Consider the following 505-nt stretch of genomic DNA (forward strand, 5'->3'; position numbering starts at 1 on the left):
ATATAAAATTAAAGGAGCTTAGCGAGATTGATCCTTTGACAGGGCTATATAATCGTCGTATTTATTCAGCATATTTAAAAAAAATTTCAGCCTTAGCAATGCGATCTGGTGAGCCCTTGTCACTTCTGATTATAGATATTGATAATTTCAAAAACTACAATGATAATTATGGTCATGCTGCGGGGGATACAACGCTAAAGATAATTTCTAGCCAATTAAGAAAAAATGTGTATAGAGATTCTGATCTACTAGTAAGGTATGGTGGAGAAGAGTTTGTGGCTGTATTGCCCAATACTAACCTCCGTGATGCAAAACATGTCGCAGAAAGAATAAGAAAAAATATACAAGCTGAAGCAATGACTCATGAATACTCTACCGATGCAGGTGTTGTCACGGTAAGTATTGGCATTTCTACTATCAAAGGAAAAGTTATTGATACCGATAACTTGTTTTTACAAGCTGACAATTCCCTTTATAAGGCTAAAACATCGGGAAGGAATAGGTG

The 505-nt window shown here is 35.6% G+C and carries 1 protein-coding gene; it reads left to right on the top strand.

The features are described 5' to 3' along the window. On the top strand, positions 1-505 hold a 505-nt coding region (locus AB4486_RS24720), incomplete at both ends, for a GGDEF domain-containing protein (protein WP_372119329.1).

Origin of the sequence: Vibrio sp. 10N.222.55.C6, from assembly GCF_041473395.1 — a bacterium.
In the GTDB taxonomy this organism is placed as follows: domain Bacteria; phylum Pseudomonadota; class Gammaproteobacteria; order Enterobacterales; family Vibrionaceae; genus Vibrio; species Vibrio crassostreae_C.